At 33.6% G+C, this 408-nt stretch carries 2 pseudogenes; both read left to right on the top strand.

The window, feature by feature from the left end:
• Position 1: 1 nt before the first annotated feature.
• Positions 2-199, top strand: a pseudogene (locus tag BM613_RS14775) (inositol phosphate phosphatase SopB); the annotation flags it as partial.
• 72 nt (positions 200-271) lie between these two features.
• Positions 272-408, top strand: a pseudogene (locus BM613_RS14770) (type III secretion system chaperone IpgE); the annotation flags it as partial.

The raw sequence follows: 408 nt of genomic DNA, 5'->3' as shown, positions 1-408 counted from the left end.
AATTAAAAGAGAAATAATAAGAAAACATGAAACAGGGCAGTTTTCTCAATTAAATAGTAAATTATCCTCAGAAGAGAAAAGATTATTTTCTACTATTCTAATGAATAGTGGTAATATGGAAATCCAAGAGATGAATACTGGTGTGCCTGGAAATAAAGTTATGAAAAAATTACCGGTATCTTCGTGAGAGCTGGCTTATGCTGAAAGAAGAGGGGACCCCAAAAGATGGAATATGGTGAAAGGGTATTCGTCATTTGTAGAAGAGGAATATATGGAAGATTTAGCAGATGTTATTTGCCGAGCCTTGGGTATCCCTTCAATTGATACCGATGATCAAGCAATCATGCTTGATGATGATGTGTTAATATATATTGAAAAAGAAGGAGATTCAATAAATTTATTATGCCC

Source organism: Sulfoacidibacillus thermotolerans (genome assembly GCF_003144315.1).
GTDB classification, from domain to species: domain Bacteria; phylum Bacillota; class Bacilli; order Alicyclobacillales; family SLC66; genus Sulfoacidibacillus; species Sulfoacidibacillus thermotolerans.
This window is presented reverse-complemented; position numbering and strand designations above follow the sequence as displayed.